The following is a 16,037-nucleotide window of genomic DNA, read 5'->3' as shown; positions in this document are numbered from 1 at the left end:
CCAAGGGTGTCATGGCGAAGAGACAGGAAATCGAACCCTGGGTGGGCTTACACTCACAACGGTTTGCGAGATCTATTTCGACATCAAACGGAAGTCCTTGGATCGATACAACAAGGGCTTTGTGACGGCAAAAATAGTCAAGCACGGCGGGGAGGGCAGTCATTCGCGGCCATTGCATACGGCTATCAGTTTTAAAGATAAAGCAGGCAAACAGGCTATTACGAGTTTGAGAAAAACAGCGAGTAATTTGTCACCGACCGGAGAAGGCGACCATTGGGGCACACCGAATACGGTTGTAACCGTTGAAGCATCGCAGATGGCAGTTGGTGTTGAAATGTTACGGGCGGCGAAGTGAGCACTTTACCGCCCGTTACGCGGTCACGACCTCAGTCCACCGCAAGCTCCGTGATTTCGCGGCGGAATGGCAGGTCGTCACCAATGTCTTTACCGTCAAGCTCACGCGCATAGCGGTGGCCGGCATAGGTTGCCCAGGCGATTGGGCCCGGTGCGTTGGCATCCCCAATCAACTTGACCGACTTGATACCTGCATCCGCCCATTCGACCTCGCGGGCTTTCAGGTCATTGAAAACGGCGTTGTTTTCAAGGCGTGACGCCACCACCACAACCGCATCCGCCTCAATCTTCCAGGTTCGGTCAGTGTAGACGCAGTTCGAGACCACGTGATCCGGGTGGACTTCGGTGACACCCTGGTTGAGGACGATCTCGACACCTGCATCCACCAGTCGCGGGTGGATTGCGATTTGCTCGAGCGTGTTGTTCGTCCAGTCACTGACATAAGCCGACGGAGTAACCAGTGTCACCTGCGCACCGTTCTTGGCTAGAAGTTCGGCAAGAACGCCGCCCATGTAATAGTGGTCATCGTCATACACCACCACGCGGCCCGATGGGATTGTGCCACCCATCAGATCGTCCGGTGTATAAACCTTGGCGCCTTCGGCAATCGGCATTGGCACGACGTGCTGACGCGAGACCCCGTCCTTGCGCCATGTGGATCCCGTGGCGATGCAGACATTTTCAAAACCGAACTCCAGAATGCTCTCGGCACCCAACTCGCTTTCGCGATAGATTTCCACGTTCGGACGTTGGCTAAGTTGATAGTCGCGATAGTCCACGACACGGCCCCAAGCCGACAGCCCCGGAAGCAGACGTTCGCGGGCCACGCGACCGCCGATCACATCACGCGCCTCGGCCACGGCGACGTCATACCCCCGGCGACAAAGAGCCCAGGCAGCCTCAAGCCCGGCGGGGCCAGAACCTACGACAAGCACGTTCGAGCTATCCCCCTTGTCGTTCATCTTCTCCGGGTGCCAGCCTTTGCGCCATTCTTCCATGAAGGTCGGGTTTTGGGTGCAGCGGCTGATTGACATGGTCATATCGCCAGTGATGCAGATGTTACACCCGATACACTCTCGGATGTCCTCGATCCGGCCCTCTTCGATCTTTTTCGGCAGAAACGGGTCAGCGATCGACGGTCGGGCGCAGCCGATGAAATCCAGTGTGCCAGACTTGATCATCTTGGCCATAACATCGGGCGAAGTGAACCGTCCGACCCCAACGATCGGTTTTTCGGTCAATTCATGAATGCCACGCACCAGTTGTTCCTGGGCAGCCTCTTCTTTGAACCGCGAAGGGCCAGAGCAATCCTCCCAAGTACCCTGCGCAAGATCCCAGAGGTCGGGCAGGTCTTTGTTCATTTCGATGTAGTCACGCACCTCGGCATTCGAGAAACCCAGATCGCCAATGGTCTCGTCCAACGACACCCGAAGCGTGATCGCCATCGTATCGCCCACGGCGTCGCGCATATCGGCGATAACCTCCTGGCTGAAACGGGCGCGGTTTTCCAGTGAGCCACCATATTCGTCGCTGCGCTGGTTGGTTGCCCTGCTGAGGAAGTGTTGGAAGATACCAAACCCATGCGCGCCATACAGGCAGATCACGTCGAAACCTGCTTCTTTCGAGCGTTTTGCGGCATTCACGAACCACCGGCGCAAATCCTTGATGTCCTGCTTGTCCAATGCGCGTGCCTGCACCGGATCATTGGTAAAGGTCCGGATCGGCATGGCAGAAGGGGCCAGTGGCACCTCTTTGGTATAAAGGTTGGGACCGTTGATGCCTGAATAGGCAAGCTGAATGCCAGCCAGGGCACCATGGGTTTTCATGCGCTCGGACATCTTGCGCAATTGGGGGATGTCTTTGTCTTCCCAAAGGCGCAGCTCGATAAATGGGGTGATTTCAGATGTATGGTGCATTTCGCACTGTTCGGTGAAGATCACGCCCCAGCCACCCTCAGCCTTGATGCCTCGCATCGCAGCCGCCGCCGATGGGTCGCGATATCCACCACCGTTGCAGTGAGGCACCTGATAGAACCGGTTCTTGGCTGTTAGGGGACCGATTTTTGTCGGTTCAAACAGGATGTCATAGCGTGGATCGCGCATAGCTGGCTCCTTATGGATGGCTAAGATGATGACGGGGCCGTGCCGCCCCAAATGCGGGATTACAGACCAGCGGCGACTTCGGTGATGGCGTCGCGCAGGATGGCTTCGATACGGTCAATCATCGGCTCGTCCATGATCAGCGTCGGAGACAAGATGAGAACGTTGCCGAGCTGACGAGCAATCAGACCGCGTTTCTGACAAGCGCGTGCGACTTTCAGACCAACTTGCGCCTCTGCCGGATGGCCTTCCTTTGTGTCGCGATCCTTGACGAATTCGACCCCCATCATGAAATGGCTGCCACGCACTTCGCCGACCATTTCGATATCGGTCAGGCCGCGCAGGTTGTTTTCAAACTGCTTCCCGGTTGTCTGCACACGCTTAGGAATTTCTTCACGCTCCATAATTGCGATATTGGTCAGACCCGCTGCCGCAGCTGCTGGATGGCCCGAATAGGTCATGCCGTGCAGGAACATTCCGTCGGGGCCTGAGATGACCTCATGAATATCGTCGGAAACGATCGTAGCAGACAGCGGCTGATAGCCTGAGGTCAGACCTTTGGCCGTGGTGATGACGTCGGGCACCATGTCAAACACGTCTTCTGATGCAAAGAAATGCCCAAGGCGACCAAAGGCGGTAACGACCTCATCAGCAACGTATTTGATGTCGTTAGCTTGACAGACCTGCCACGCGCGCTTGTGGTAACCAGCTGGCGCGGTCACGACACCACCCGCGCCCTGGATCGGTTCGGCGATGAAGGCACAGATGTTCTCGGCACCAATACGCTCAATGCTTTGCGTCAGATCGTCGATCAGGGCGTCGAGGAATTCGGCCTCGGTAATATCACCGCCTTCGCGCCAGTAATGGGGAGAGCGCAGATGATGCACCAATTCACTGGCCGCGTGCCAGCCTTCGGAATAACCGGGCGTGGTCATCGCCATCGCCAGATGGGTCGAGCCGTGATAGGCCCCGTGTCTTGACAGAACCAGTTTCTTTTCCGGCTTCCCTTTGCGGATATTGTAGTGATGCAGCATCCGAATGGCACTGTCATTGGCGACGGAACCGGAATTGCCAAAATACACGGCGTTCAAATGACCCGGTGCAAGTTGCGCAATCTTATCAGCCAGTGCTGCCGCTGCCGGGTGCGTGAAGTTGTAAAAGGTGGAATAATAGTCCAGCGTTTTCAGCTGATTGGAAATCGCCTCAATCATTTCATCATTACCGTGGCCGATATTGACACACCACAACCCGCCGATGCCGTCGATCAGTTCATTTCCATCGCTGTCGTAAACATATGCGCCCTTTGCGCGCGAGATCACGGTGCGCGCGCCTTGTTGCTTAAGTGCGTTTAGATCAGCGAAGGACTGAATCAGGTGTTCGTCCTGTGCAAGAATGTCGAGTGTATCTTTGGCCATGATCAACCCCTTTGTTTTCGCGATGCAATTCCGCTGATCCGGTGAGGCTTGTTAGGAACCACCAACGTGTTGGCGACTGCATACCACCTATATTCACATCAAAGGTTACTTAGGCTCATTTGAGGGGTATATACCCCCAGGGGGGTATTCGAAATGTCAACTGTTGAAGCACCAGACGCTCTATCAGCCGCTATAATGGCAATCGGATCAGAAGGGTTCAGCGATACGCTCTACAGGTGGCTGGATGTAACCTGTTCCTTCGACAACTTCGCTATCATCGCATTTTTTCGGCGCAGCAGCCCGATGGTACTAATGACCCATGCCCGCGACAGCCGCGTTTTTGAACGGATCGACAGCCACTATGTCAAAGGCGCTTATCTGTTGGATCCGTTTTATGGCCTGCATCAAAGCCGTGCAGCGGACGGTCTTTACAGATTGACCGATGTTGCCCCGGATCAGTTTCAACGGAACGAGTACTTTAAATCCTATTACACAAACACGACGCTGACGGACGAGCTGGCCTTTTACGCCGGTCTCAACCCCATGAGTTCGATCACTGTTTGTCTCGGCAGGGACGCAACCACCGCATCGCGTTTTTCCAGCAAGGATTTTGCCATCGCAAAAAATGTCGCGCCGATCGTCAATGCGCTGGTGAGAAGGAATTGGCCTGATCTGAAGCCCTCGAATGAAAAAAAGCCGGAAGATATCGTCGCGCAACTGCGTCAGCGTTTGTCCGTTGAACAAGATATCGGTTTAAGTCCGAGGCAGGCGCAGGTGGCGTTGTTAATCCTGCAGGGTCATTCATCGATTTCTATTGGACTAACACTGGGTATCAGCCCTCAGACCGTCAAGGTTTTGCGTAAGCAACTCTACCGGAAATGTCAGATCTCTTCTCAGGGTGAATTATACTATCTGATCGCGCCGTATCTGTCGGAAAGCGGACAACCGGCTGGGAAACAAGGGCAATTCCCGGCGGGTTAGTCAAAGCCTAATTAAGAGTAAGTTAGACAGTAATTTCGTCTGTTCCCAACTTGTGAAACCTTTACCCGGAAACGTGCAAAACGTGCTGGAGTGGCACAGGAAACGGAACGCCAAAGCGGCCCTTGTTCGGTGTTGGTCGATGCGATGGCTCCGCTCTGATGTCTTCTGTTTTGAATGTGCAAGGTCTTCGGCCGGTTGTGGTCGTTCGTCCGTCCAGGCAGCGCAAGATGCACGCGCACAACGACCTTTTCAGGTCAATTCGAGATGCAGGAATAGGGAACCGACACATGTCCATTGAGAAAACGGATACGCTGGTTGTTGGCGGCGGGCAGGCGGGTATCGCGCTAAGCGAGCACCTTGGAAACAACGATGTGCCCCATATCATTCTGGAAAAGAACCGAACTGCCGAGGCGTGGCGCACCGGCCGTTGGGATGCATTGGTTGCGAATGGACCATGCTGGCATGACCGTTTTCCCAGCCTCCAGTTCAACGGGGATGACCCGGATGCGTTTGTGCCAAAGGACCGTGTCGCCGAATACCTGGTAGAATACGCAGAAATGGTGAATGCCCCAATCCGCGAGGGTGTTGAGGCGCTGAACGCCGAACGTTTGCCCGGCGAAGGTGGGTTCCGTATTAAGACGACCGCCGGTGAAATCCATGCCAAGCGCATTGTCGCCGCAACAGGCGCTTTCCAGCACCCGGTTATTCCGCCCATTGTGCCGGAAACGGCCGGCGTCGAGCAACTTCATTCTTTTTACTACAAAAACCCCGAGCAACTGCCCGAAGGGGCGGTGATGGTTGTGGGCGCCGGCTCGTCCGGTGCTCAGATTGCGGATGAGTTAAATCGCGCCGGTCGCAAGGTGTTCCTGTCTGTTGGTCCTCATGATCGCCCCCCGCGTCGCTATCGTAGCCGCGATAATGTTTGGTGGCTGGGCGTTCTGGGACTCTGGGATATGGCTGCACAGAAACCAGGTACTGAACACGTCACGATCTCGGTCAGCGGCGCGCATGGCGGCCACACGATGGATTTCCGCCGCTTGGGAAATGAAGGGGTGACCCTTACCGGGATGACCAAAAGCTTCGAGAACGGTATTCTCAGCTTTGCCGATGATCTCCAAGGCAACGTCGCTGCGGGCGATGCCAACTACCTTGAAATGCTGGACATGGCGGACGCCTACATCGCTCGTACTGGTATTGATTTGCCCGAAGAGCCAGAGGCACGAGAGCGGTTTGCTGATCCCGATAGCCTAACCAATCCCCTGACTTCAGTCGATTTTGCTAAGGAAGGCATCACGACAATTATCTGGGCGACAGGCTTCCGTCAGGATTTCAGTTGGATCAAGGCCGACGCCTTTGACGCCAAAGGCGCACCGATCCATCAGCGAGGTGTGTCTGTCGAACCCGACATCTATTTTCTGGGCTTGCCATGGCAATCGCGACGCGGTTCAACCTTCATTTGGGGTGTCTGGCACGACGCGAAATACATCGCCGATCAGATCGCTATTCAACGCGCTTATGCCGAATACAACGGCGAAGCTGCGATCATCGCCCCCGCCGCGGCGGAATAAGTAGTCAGGACTTCGAAATGGCCCATACACGCATTCGCAAATTCAACACCAAAGAAACCTATCCTGAGCAAAACCTGGACAACGATCTGTGTCAGGCCGTTGTGACACAGGGCGGCAAAACGGTTTACTTGCGCGGTCAGTGCCCGCAAAATTTGGATAATGCGGTAAATATCGACAGTCATGATCCGGTCGAACAGACCCACAAAGTGATGCAGAACATCAAACAGTTGATCGAAGAAGCCGGCGGCTCGATGGAGCATCTGGTCAAGGTGGTCGTCTACATCACCGATGTGCGCCACCGTGAGGCTGTTTACCGCACTATGGGCGAGTACATCAAAGGTGTTCATCCTGTTTCGACAGGGTTGGTCGTACAGGCACTGGCGCGTCCCGACTGGTTGGTTGAAATCGACGGAACCGCCGTTATTCCCGATTGATCCACCAGATCAACCACCTTAGCCGGACCGCGCCACTTGTGCTCTTCCAAACAGGCGCGGTCCGGACTTTCTATTTTCAGGAGATCCGAATGACTTTTTCACTGGTCGCCCGCTGCGCTGAAACCGGTATGTTCGGTCTGGCGATTTCGTCATCGTCACCCGCCGTGGCTGCGCGCTGTTCTTTTGTGCGGGCAGGTGTTGGCGCGGTTGCATCGCAGAACGTTACAGACCCAAGCCTCGGTCCGTTGACGCTGGACCTGATGGAGCAGGGCAAGACAGCACCTCAAGCAATCGAGGCCATGACCGCAAAGGCAAAATTCATCGAATACCGGCAGGTTCTGGCGGTGGATACCGCCGGGCGCACGGCGATCCATTCCGGTCCCAACAGCCTTGGTATCTGGACGCAAGCACAGGCTGAAAATGTTGCCTCGGGCGGCAACCTTTTGGCCAATGACGGGGTCCCGCAGGCCATCGTCGATGGCTTTCTGTCGGCCTCGGGCCATATCGGCGACCGTCTGATCGCCGCCATGCGCGCCGGATTGGCCGCAGGGGGCGAGGCTGGCCCGGTGCATTCCGCAGGCATGAAGATTGTCGACAAAGTCAGTTGGCCCGTCGCCGATCTTCGCTGTGACTGGACCGAGGATTGCCCCATTGAGGCCATCGCGACCGCCTGGGACATCTATAAGCCGCAACTTGACGCCTATGTCCAGCGTGCGCTCGACCCGCGCGAGGCACCGTCTTATGGCGTCCCCGGCGACGAATAATCAGGGAGAAACAAAATGTTGGACAATACCCACGCGGATTGGAAAAGCCGTGCCGCCGGTCTGTCATTTCGGGGGCAAGCCTTTATCGACGGTAGATTCACCGATGCTGCGTCAGGCAAGACCTTTGACAGTATAAACCCGGCCACAGGTGCGGTTCTGACACCGGTCGCCGAATGTGATGAAGAAGACGTCAATCGCGCAGTTGCCGCAGGTCGTGTTGCCTTTGAGGATGGCCGCTGGTCGCGTATGGCTCCGGGTGACCGTAAGGCAGTGATGCTGAAACTGGCTGACTTGATCCGGGAAAATCTGGAGGAGATGGCGCTGCTGGACAGTCTTGATATGGGCAAGCTGGTGACTGATGCGGCGACTATCGACGCGCCGGGCTCGGCACATTTCTTTCAGTGGTACGCCGAGGCCATCGACAAGGTCTATGATGAAGTGGCCCCAACCGGCCCCGGCGATCTGGCGTTGGTCAGCCGCGTGCCGCTGGGCGTTGTTGGTGCCGTGACCCCTTGGAACTTTCCGCTGGACATGGCGACTTGGAAAGCCGCCGCAGCGCTGGCTGCGGGAAACTCGGTTGTGCTTAAACCCGCGGAACAATCCCCCCTGTCAGCGCTTCGCCTGGCAGAGCTTGCGGCTGAAGCCGGTGTTCCGGATGGCGTATTCAACGTTGTTCCCGGTTTTGGGGTGACTGCGGGCAGGGCACTTGGCCTGCATATGGATGTCGACTGCCTGGCCTTCACTGGTTCTACCGCGATTGGAAAAATGTTCATGCAATATTCGGGCCAGTCGAACCTGAAACAGGTCTGGCCGGAAACGGGCGGCAAAAGCCCCAATCTGGTCTTCGCCGACTGCGAGGATCTGGACGCCGCCGCGGACATGGCTGCCTTTGGCATCTTTTTCAATCAGGGCGAAGTGTGTTCGGCCAACTCTCGGCTTTATGTGGAGCGCTCGATCAAGGATGCGTTTGTTGAAAAGCTGATTGCCCGCGCGCAAGCAATGCAGCCTGGCGACCCGCTAGACCCGGCATCGAAGATGGGAGCGATCGTCGATGAGAAGCAAACACAAGGCATCATGCGCTTTGTGGACGAAGGTAAGAACACGGCCAATCTGGTGACAGGGGGTGAACGTGTCACCGTGGACGGTAAAGGTTGTTTTGTTCAACCGACCATCTTTGACGACGTGACCCATGACAACCCATTGGCTCGGGATGAGATTTTCGGCCCCGTCTTGTCGGTGATCCCGTTTGACACAGAAGAGCAGGCGGTCACGATGGCAAATGACTCGATCTATGGGTTGGCCGCGTCAGTCTGGACTGACAACCTGTCTCGCGCTTGCCGGGTGTCTGACAAGCTGATGGCGGGAACCGTCTCGGTCAACACGGTGGATGCATTGTCAGCCATGACACCATTCGGAGGCATGAAACAGTCAGGTTTTGGACGCGATTTGTCATTGCACTCACTTGAAAAGTATACTGCTTTGAAGACCACGTGGATCAAGTACAAGGCTTAATCCACGGCCAAGCGGAGATGTACCATTGCCTTTCAGATACACGCTGCGACAGCTTGAGTATTTTGTTGCGGTCGGGAAGGCGGGCAGTATCGCTGCGGCCAGCGACAAGCTGAACGTGTCGTCGCCGTCGATTTCGGCGGCGATAACTCAGCTTGAGGTCGAATTCGGCGTTACGTTGTTTGTGCGCGAACATGCGCGCGGTCTGTCGCTGACGAAGGCGGGACACAAGATCATGGAACGAACCGAATTCGTTCTGCGTGAAGCCGAACTGCTGGCCACGCTTGCTGGGGAAATCACGGGTAAGGTTCAGGGCATTCTGTCCGTAGGGTGTCTTGTGACTTTCGCTCAGATCGTCTTGCCGGGCTTGCGGCGCGAATTCGAGGACAGCTACCCTAATGTACAAATTGAACAACGTGAATTGAATCAGGCTGACATCTTTAGCCAATTGCGCCGGGCCGAACTGGACATTGCACTGACATACGACCTGGACATTCCCACTGATCTTGAATTCCAACCTCTGCACGCGCTCCCGCCCTATGTGGTTTTGGGAGAAGACCATCCCTTGGCGAAGCAGGTCGAATTAACGATTCCAGACCTGCAGGACAGCCCGATGGTTCTGTTGGACCTTCCATTCAGCGGTGAGTACTTCTTGTCGTTTTTCCGCGAGGCCAATATTAAGCCCAATATCGCGGAACGCACCGCAGATATGTCGGTGATGCGCTCACTGGTTGCCAACGGATTCGGCTTTTCCATTGCGAATATTCGCCCCTTGAACAGCTTGTCACCGGACGGAAAGAAACTGATTTTTGTGCCTTTGGCTGGAGAGGTGCGCCCCATGCGCCTTGGTCTGCTGCGCGCCCGGGCCGAGAATGAAACAAACACTTTGAAAACCTTTGTCGATCATTGTGCGCACGCCGTAAAATCGGGAACCCTCCCGGGTTTGTGCATTCCAGAGAAAGAGTGACCGCAGGTCCTTAGAAATCTCCTAACCTCTGCTTCGTCATTCCCAGATTTAAGTATTCTGCCTGTCGTATAGGCTAATCTACAATCCCCAACGCAGAGGGGATCAAACCGGTCGGCAATCCGAAAAGCAGGTTCAAGTCGCATGACGTCTACACTGGGTATTCTCGATAAACTGGTTGGCTTCGATACTGTCAGCAAGAACTCGAACCTCGAACTTGCCGCTTATGTCGAAGAGTTTCTAGAGGCGCGCGGCTTTGCGGTTCATCGCATCACCGATCCCGGCGGCGACAAAACTGGGCTCTATGCAGAAAAAGGCCCCGACGGTGACGGAGTTCTGCTGTCTGCGCATACGGATGTTGTCCCAGTCGAAGGCCAAAGCTGGACCAAAGACCCGTTTTGCCTGACGCAAGAAGGTAACCGTGTCTACGGTCGTGGCACCACAGATATGAAGGGTTATGTGGCGTCGGTTATGGCTTTGGCAGACCGGACTGCCGGGGTTGACCTGCGAGAACCCCTTAAGATCGCGTTGTCATATGACGAAGAGGTGGGATGCGTCGGTATTCAACACATGCTGGATCGGCTCGCCCCAATGCTGGGTCAGCCCCGCGCGTGTTTCGTCGGCGAACCGACAGAAATGCAGGTCGCTATCGGGCACAAAGGCAAAGCTGCGCTGCGCGCTGTTTGCCACGGTCAAAGCGGGCATTCCGCGCTGGCCCCTAAATTTGTCAATGCACTGCATCTTGCAACCGATTTTGTGGCCGAGTTGCGTGCGCTACAAGACGTTTACGCCAAAAGTGGTAACAGCGACCCGGCTTACTCGGTGCCCTATACGACCTTCCACGTGGGTATACTGTCGGGCGGCAGAGCCCTGAATATTGTGCCCGACCGCGCTGAGTTGACCTTTGAATACCGTCATCTTGCTTTGGATCATGGCAAGGATATTCTGTCACAGATACAAGACGCAGCGGTCAGGGTAGGGGCCCGGTATCAGGCCCTATGCTCGGAGGCGCGCATTGAGGTCGAACAGTATAACGCCTATCCCGGGCTGGATGTTGTCGAGACCGAGGGTGTCATCGCTTACGCCCAGAAACTTGCGCAAAGTAACGCCACCACCAAAGTCGCCTTTGGCACCGAGGCCGGGTTTTTCAGCGAGTTGGGGATTCCAACTGTTGTCTGCGGGCCGGGTTCCATGGAACGTCAGGGACACAAGCCGGATGAATACCTTGAAATCGAACAGCTGAACGCGTGCGACGCAATGATGGATCGCATCCTCGAAGACATCAGCCGCTAAAAAACAGACACTTACTGAAACCGAAAATGCCCCCGGAAAAACCGGGGGCTTTGGCGTCAGGAATAAGGCCTGAATTATTTCTTCAAGTTGGTCCAGATCTGGTCATAGACCGCCTGGGTTTCCTCATCACATACTTCGATGAACACGCCCGAGCCTGCATTGGCATGAGGGTTCTTTTCGGGTTGTTCAGCCAGCTTCGGGTCTAGGAATTCACCCACACCGTTCACACCGGCGTTGTACTGCGCAAAGTTGGACACAGCTGCGATATTCTCGGGCTCCAGCAGAAAATCCATGAATATCAGCGCGTTCTCGCGGTTGGGTGCGTCTTTTAGCAGAACGACATTGTCCATCCAGGCGATGTAACCTTGTGTCGGAAAGGCGTATTCCACATTGGCGCCTTCCTCGCGCGCCTTGGCAGAGAACCCGTCATAGATCTGGCCTACGGCTGCGTCACCGGAAACCAGAACCTCTTTCGCGGTATCCGAATTGAACGACGCCCAGTGCTGCTTAGCTTCTTGCAGCATGGCATTCAGCGCCTTCAACTGCTCGCGGTCAGTGGAACATTGCGGGATACCCATATGCAACGCGGCCATGGCCATCACTTCGCCCTGGCTGTCCAACATGTTGATACGACCTTGCAGCTCAGCTGGCGGATTGAACAGAATATCGGTGGTTTGAATATCGCCGTCAAACGCATCACGGCTGACTGCAAAACTGGTCGAGCCCCACTGATACGGGATCGAGGACTGCCGACCGGGATCAAAACCGGGATCGGCCCATTCCTCGGCGATGTTGCCCTTGTTCTTCAATTCACCGTCGGCGATTGTGTCCAACATGCCTTCGCCGGCCATGATCGACACCATGTAATCACCCGGAACCGATACGTCATAGGTTCCGATACCACCGGCCTTGAGCGAAGCCAGCATCGCCTCGTTCGAGTCGTAGGTGTCCATGGTGACATTGATGCCGGTTTCTTCGGTGAACTTGTCCAGCAGCTCTTGCGGGATGTACTCAAACCAATGGTACAGAACCAGTTCACCATCGGCGGCGGCAGCGTTCGCGCCAATAGCCAAAGCAATGGCAGCAACGCCGCTTCTCATCATATGTTTCATGTGTCTCTCCATCTGTTGGTTATTTTGTGTTGTCAGACTTGCTGACGAAATAGCTGATCGTGACCATGAGGATGGACACACTCAGCAACATGGTCGAAATCGCCATGATATTCGGTTTGATCCCTTGTTTGACCGAGCCAAAGATCGCCGTTGGCAAAGTCTCGACCCCGGCACCTTTCACAAAGTTGGTGATGATGAAGTCATCCAGGCTGACGATGAAGGCCAGCAGAAAACCTGATATGATGCCGGGCATCATCAGCGGGAGGAGGATCTTAGTGAATGCTTGCCGTTTAGTAGCATAGAGATCCAGTGCGGCCTGCTCATAACTGTCCTCGATCCCCTGCATACGGGCCGAGATCGGCAGATAGGCAAACGGAATACAAAAGGCGATATGGGCAAGTAGGATGGTAAGTAGCCCGCGTTCGAATCCGATCGAATTGAAGAAGATCAGGGTCGCGACGGCCAGAACGATCTCGGGCACCATCAGCGGCAGGCTGATCAACCCAAAGGACAATGTGCGAAAGCGGAACTTGCCACCTCGAACCATGCCAGTTGCGGCCAACGTTGCAATTGCGGTTGCCGTGGTTGAGGCAATGATCGCAATGATAAAGCTGTTCCTGGCAGCCGTCTTGAACTTACCGCTTTCAGGCCCGGTGAAAACATCCGCATACCAACGGAGCGAAACGCCTTCCCAGTTGGTTAGTGATTGGGATGCGTTGAAGCTGTAGATCGTGACCACAACCAGCGGCGCATAGAGAATGACCAGACACAACAGGGTGATCCCCTTGAAGCCAGTGTAAGACTTGATGTCGAATTGTTTGCTTGCCATGGATCAGCCCCCCGCCTTGTCGGCTTTGGCCTGCTGACGGGCCGACAACATCAGGATGATCAAAACCATTGTCAGCAGGATCATCGACGCGGCCGCGCCAAACGGCCAGTTGCCGGCGTTGCCTTTGAACTGCTCTTCAATCAGCGAGCCGATCATAAAGTTTTTGGCGCCACCCAGAAGATCGGGTGCAAGAAACGACCCCATCGACGGAACAAACACCAAAATACAACCCGCAAATACTCCGGGTTTGACCGCGGGAAGCAGCACGCGGCGCAGTGTGGTCCATTTCGACGCGTAGAGGTCGGCCGCGGCTTCGGACAGGGCAAAGTTGTACCGCTCTACCGCTGCATAGATCGGCAACACCATGAAGGGCAGGTATGAATAGAACAGGCCGAGCTGCACCGCAAAATTGGTGTTAACGATATGCAGGGGGCTGTCGATCAGGCCGATATTCATCAGAAAGTCGTTCAACGGCCCCTGATCGCGCAGAAGGAATTTCATCGACACGGTCCTGATCAACAGGTTCACCCAATAGGGGATGGTAATCAGGAACACCCAAACCGGACGCATGCCTTCGGATCGGGTGGCGATGAAATAGGCCGTTGGAAAGCCGATCACGAGGCTGAGCAATGTAGCAGCACCTGCCTGCCAGATCGAGCGCCAGAAAATCGTGATATAGGTCCATTCTATCTTAGGGGGGTCGTCACCGAACAATCCTCGATCAAAGAAGAACTGATCATAAGCCGCCAGCGAGAATTCCCAAATGACGCCGCCCCGGAACTCTTTTGTCAGGAAAGAGTAGATCAGCATCATGATGACCGGCGCCAGAACCAGAATGGCCAGTGTCACCCATGCGGGCAGCAGAAGCCAGGTTCGCGCCTCTTTATAAGTATCTGTCGTTGCGCTGCCGCCGCTTGCCGCACCCGCCGCCATTAGTCGACCAGGAGGCGACCAGCCCCCAGCTCCATGTTGACATACATTTCGGTGCCCGGCTCAAAAATCCGCTTATTGCCGCGGTCTGAGTTTGAGGTGCGTACGACAAAATCTGGGCCATCCTGCAAGTCCACGATGGTTGTGATATCTGTGCCGACAAAGATGTTTTCCTTGATCCGCCCTTTCAGGCTTTCGGTTTCGGCAGGGCTGTCCGACATAAACAACCGCTCTGGCCGGATTGACATGTGAACCTTGGAGCCGACGCCGACCCCCTCAACCGAGTTGCAGGTCAACTCATGCCCACCGCCAAGGTGGCAGGTCGCACGGCCATTCGAGATATCGTCAACGGAAACCTCCAATAGGTTGGTCTCGCCAATAAAATCAGCCACAAACATGTTGTGCGGACGCTCGTATATGTCCGTCGGAGACCCCAGTTGCTGCAGTTCGCCAGCGGACATAACCGCGATGCGATCGGACATGGTCAACGCTTCTTCTTGGTCGTGGGTCACGAAGATAAAGGTGATCCCGGTTTCACGTTGCAGATGCTTCAGCTCAAGCTGCATTGCTTTGCGGAGCTTCAAATCCAGTGCAGACAGGGGTTCGTCTAACAACAAAACCTTGGGCTGAGGCGCCAGGGCACGTGCCAGCGCAACACGCTGTTGCTGGCCACCTGACAACTGGCTGGGCTTGCGGGCCGAGAATTGAGAGAGCTGTACCAATTCCAGCATCTCACCCGCTTTCTTACGCGCTTCGGATTTCGAGGCCCCGCGCATTTCCAAGCCGAATGCAACATTGTCCAAAATGGTCATATGCGGAAACAAAGCATAGTTTTGGAAAACTGTGTTCACCGGGCGCTTGTTGGGAGGCAGGTTCTCGATTTCATCTCCGTATAGGTAGATCGCACCTTCGGTTACGGCCTCGAACCCGGCGATCATTCTGAGGAGAGTTGTCTTGCCGCAGCCAGACGGACCCAGAAGGGTAAAGAACTCATTGTCCATGATCGACAGCGAGATCTTCTTGAGTGCCGTAAAATCGCCATAACGTTTTACCGCGTCCCGCACGTCAATCGCGATATTTTCTTTGCCAGACAATTGCGCCTCCCCTGAGCATCGCGAAATTCCATTCAGGTATATACGGGCTGCGTTGCCGTCCTAAGAATTGACTTCCTCACTAAACATTAGGATTTGCCTAATCATTTCAATTATCGCCTATAAATCAATGCGCTATCGTGGTTCAGCAGCTTTTTCAGCAAAAAGAAAAGCCCAGTGAACATATGTGAAGCGTCGCATTTTTCCCTGCGGTGATCTCGTCAACAATGGGAGCAACCGCTATTTAACGCGAAAGATTTTCAGTGTCCTAAATTTCGGAGCTTTTGTTCTCCACCTTCAATTTCGCGTCTGATGGCTGAATGAAGTTTGTCTGATTGGTGCGTATCCTGCGGCTTGGGGCAGAGCGTTTCACGCACCTAAACGTAGTTTTATGAACTGTCTGGCAAATTAGCTTTCAGGACATTTCTGGCGGTTGCCAAGGTTCCCTTAACTAATATTGGTCGGGAAGGGGAGTTAAACAAGTAACGCCCGCCATGCGCCTTCGATCACACCGGTCTACACGCCCAGACGTATTGGTGACATCGCAAAGATCTGTGCGGATGTCAGCGCTCTTAAACTAGCCACGGGATAGGAGCCAGTTCACAGCGAGCTTGACAGGATTTTGGTGTCTATATCGGATCCTTCGTAAAGAGTGACAACTCAGACCGCTCTACGCGAGGCATGTCTTACTGCA

At 55.0% G+C, this 16,037-nt stretch carries 14 protein-coding genes; 8 read left to right on the top strand and 6 right to left on the bottom strand.

Annotation, left to right across the window (positions count from 1 at the left end; translation table 11 throughout):
* Positions 1-97 precede the first annotated feature (97 nt).
* A complete protein-coding gene (locus tag ACR0AJ_RS00605) occupies positions 98-355 on the top strand; it encodes a hypothetical protein (protein ID WP_170348678.1) in 258 nt (85 codons plus the stop codon).
* Between the two features lie 31 nt (positions 356-386).
* Here the strand turns inward: ACR0AJ_RS00605 and ACR0AJ_RS00600 are convergent, their stop codons facing one another.
* Positions 387-2,456, bottom strand: coding sequence for an oxidoreductase (locus ACR0AJ_RS00600; protein ID WP_170348679.1), 2,070 nt, complete (start codon positions 2,454-2,456; stop codon positions 387-389).
* A 59-nt stretch (positions 2,457-2,515) separates the two neighbouring features.
* Entirely contained in the window at positions 2,516-3,868 is a 1,353-nt protein-coding gene (locus ACR0AJ_RS00595; protein WP_480739814.1) for an aminotransferase class III-fold pyridoxal phosphate-dependent enzyme, read from the bottom strand.
* Positions 3,869-4,021: 153 nt separating this feature from the next.
* On the opposite strand from ACR0AJ_RS00595, the gene ACR0AJ_RS00590 reads away from it, so the two are divergent.
* The 7 genes from ACR0AJ_RS00590 to argE all read left to right on the top strand — a co-directional run bounded on the left by ACR0AJ_RS00590 (position 4,022) and on the right by argE (position 11,381).
* Positions 4,022-4,849 carry a helix-turn-helix transcriptional regulator gene (locus ACR0AJ_RS00590; protein WP_480739812.1) on the top strand — a complete coding sequence of 276 codons (828 nt, stop codon included), beginning with the start codon at positions 4,022-4,024 and terminating at the stop codon, positions 4,847-4,849.
* A 287-nt stretch (positions 4,850-5,136) separates the two neighbouring features.
* Positions 5,137-6,417: a flavin-containing monooxygenase gene (locus tag ACR0AJ_RS00585; RefSeq protein ID WP_480739810.1), complete on the top strand. Its 1,281-nt coding sequence runs from the start codon at positions 5,137-5,139 to the stop codon at positions 6,415-6,417.
* A 17-nt stretch (positions 6,418-6,434) separates the two neighbouring features.
* Entirely contained in the window at positions 6,435-6,851 is a 417-nt protein-coding gene (locus tag ACR0AJ_RS00580) for a RidA family protein (RefSeq protein ID WP_480739808.1), read from the top strand.
* A gap of 89 nt (positions 6,852-6,940) precedes the next feature.
* Entirely contained in the window at positions 6,941-7,615 is a 675-nt protein-coding gene (locus tag ACR0AJ_RS00575; protein WP_425080652.1) for a DUF1028 domain-containing protein, read from the top strand.
* Positions 7,616-7,630: 15 nt separating this feature from the next.
* Positions 7,631-9,127 (top strand): aldehyde dehydrogenase, encoded by a 1,497-nt coding sequence (locus ACR0AJ_RS00570; protein WP_170409851.1) that lies wholly within the window; start codon positions 7,631-7,633, stop codon positions 9,125-9,127.
* A 25-nt stretch (positions 9,128-9,152) separates the two neighbouring features.
* Complete coding sequence (locus ACR0AJ_RS00565; RefSeq protein ID WP_170348685.1) at positions 9,153-10,091, top strand: LysR substrate-binding domain-containing protein; 939 nt, start codon at positions 9,153-9,155, stop codon at positions 10,089-10,091.
* 141 nt (positions 10,092-10,232) lie between these two features.
* A complete protein-coding gene (gene argE, locus ACR0AJ_RS00560) occupies positions 10,233-11,381 on the top strand; it encodes an acetylornithine deacetylase (protein ID WP_170348686.1) in 1,149 nt (382 codons plus the stop codon).
* Between the two features lie 74 nt (positions 11,382-11,455).
* On the opposite strand, the gene ACR0AJ_RS00555 is transcribed toward argE, so the two are convergent.
* Genes ACR0AJ_RS00555 through ACR0AJ_RS00540 form a run of 4 tightly spaced genes read right to left on the bottom strand, consistent with a single transcriptional unit; the run spans position 11,456 to position 15,346 of the window.
* A complete protein-coding gene (locus tag ACR0AJ_RS00555) occupies positions 11,456-12,493 on the bottom strand; it encodes an extracellular solute-binding protein (protein ID WP_170348687.1) in 1,038 nt (345 codons plus the stop codon).
* 19 nt (positions 12,494-12,512) lie between these two features.
* Positions 12,513-13,322, bottom strand: a complete 810-nt coding sequence (locus tag ACR0AJ_RS00550; protein WP_170348688.1) for an ABC transporter permease — start codon at positions 13,320-13,322, stop codon at positions 12,513-12,515.
* A gap of 3 nt (positions 13,323-13,325) precedes the next feature.
* Positions 13,326-14,255 (bottom strand): ABC transporter permease, encoded by a 930-nt coding sequence (locus ACR0AJ_RS00545; protein ID WP_170409855.1) that lies wholly within the window; start codon positions 14,253-14,255, stop codon positions 13,326-13,328.
* Positions 14,255-15,346, bottom strand: coding sequence for an ABC transporter ATP-binding protein (locus ACR0AJ_RS00540; protein WP_170348690.1), 1,092 nt, complete (start codon positions 15,344-15,346; stop codon positions 14,255-14,257). Before ACR0AJ_RS00540 ends, ACR0AJ_RS00545 begins: the two co-directional genes overlap by 1 nt.
* Positions 15,347-16,037: the final 691 nt, after the last annotated feature.

It is taken from the genome of Ruegeria sp. CJ9 (assembly GCF_056536625.1).
This window is presented reverse-complemented; position numbering and strand designations above follow the sequence as displayed.

Coding starts and splice junctions, on each gene's coding strand:
- ACR0AJ_RS00600 (WP_170348679.1), bottom strand. CDS start 2,456: ATGCGCGATCCACGCTATGACATCCTGTTTGAACCGACAAAAATCGGT.
- ACR0AJ_RS00595 (WP_480739814.1), bottom strand. CDS start 3,868: ATGGCCAAAGATACACTCGACATTCTTGCACAGGACGAACACCTGATT.
- ACR0AJ_RS00590 (WP_480739812.1), top strand. CDS start 4,022: ATGTCAACTGTTGAAGCACCAGACGCTCTATCAGCCGCTATAATGGCA.
- ACR0AJ_RS00585 (WP_480739810.1), top strand. CDS start 5,137: ATGTCCATTGAGAAAACGGATACGCTGGTTGTTGGCGGCGGGCAGGCG.
- ACR0AJ_RS00580 (WP_480739808.1), top strand. CDS start 6,435: ATGGCCCATACACGCATTCGCAAATTCAACACCAAAGAAACCTATCCT.
- ACR0AJ_RS00575 (WP_425080652.1), top strand. CDS start 6,941: ATGACTTTTTCACTGGTCGCCCGCTGCGCTGAAACCGGTATGTTCGGT.
- ACR0AJ_RS00570 (WP_170409851.1), top strand. CDS start 7,631: ATGTTGGACAATACCCACGCGGATTGGAAAAGCCGTGCCGCCGGTCTG.
- argE (WP_170348686.1), top strand. CDS start 10,233: ATGACGTCTACACTGGGTATTCTCGATAAACTGGTTGGCTTCGATACT.
- ACR0AJ_RS00555 (WP_170348687.1), bottom strand. CDS start 12,493: ATGAAACATATGATGAGAAGCGGCGTTGCTGCCATTGCTTTGGCTATT.
- ACR0AJ_RS00550 (WP_170348688.1), bottom strand. CDS start 13,322: ATGGCAAGCAAACAATTCGACATCAAGTCTTACACTGGCTTCAAGGGG.
- ACR0AJ_RS00545 (WP_170409855.1), bottom strand. CDS start 14,255: ATGGCGGCGGGTGCGGCAAGCGGCGGCAGCGCAACGACAGATACTTAT.